Origin of the sequence: Pseudoalteromonas sp. NZS127 (genome assembly GCF_015864805.1) — a bacterium.
In the GTDB taxonomy this organism is placed as follows: domain Bacteria; phylum Pseudomonadota; class Gammaproteobacteria; order Enterobacterales; family Alteromonadaceae; genus Pseudoalteromonas; species Pseudoalteromonas nigrifaciens.
On sequence record NZ_JADYWN010000075.1, the window covers coordinates 1 to 616 of the forward strand.

General features: G+C 63.8%; 1 protein-coding gene. It reads left to right on the forward strand.

Annotated elements, in window-relative coordinates:
- A partial coding sequence (locus tag I6E78_RS18505) for a hypothetical protein (RefSeq protein WP_197183124.1) occupies positions 1-448 on the forward strand: 448 nt, incomplete at its 5' end.
- Between the last annotated feature and the right edge of the window lie 168 nt (positions 449-616).

Here is a 616-nt window from a genome sequence, read left to right on the forward strand (position 1 = left end):
CCTCGATGACATCAGCGCCGTGATCGGCTTCAGCGCGACACTGCGTCTCGTGGCCTGGTTCGGTGACGGCAGCAACCTCTACGTGCCCATCGTGGCCGAGGAAGGCCACCTGCTGGTCCGCCTGCTGGGTCTGCCAGCCGCCAAGCGACTGTGTGAGGCATGGCCGGGCGAGCACCTGGCCGTACCCCGCCTGCGCGACCATGAGGACGACCTGCGCAAGCGCAGCGTGGCTCGGTTCATCGAGAAGGGGTTCGGCACCCGCGAGATCGCCGGGATGCTCAGGATCAGCGAGCGCCGCGTGCAGCAGATACTGCGCGAGCTGGAGGTGGCCGGACTGGTGCAGGTGGCGGGGCCTGCGCGCCGAGGTGTTGCTGTGAAAACTGCCGGGGAAAACCTCCAGGGACATTGGCCCCCTCCAACCGGGCTCCTGAAAAAACAGAGCGCATAGGCGCCCAGCAAAAGAGGGGTCCGTTTGAAAAATTGCACCCAATTTGGCCCACGAAAAAGGGCGGGCGATTTTGTGCATGAGAAAGAGGGGTGCCGATGTGCACGGAGCACAGGTCTCTACGGCACCGCCAGCAGACCACTCCAAGAAATACAGGGAAATCGGGGTCTA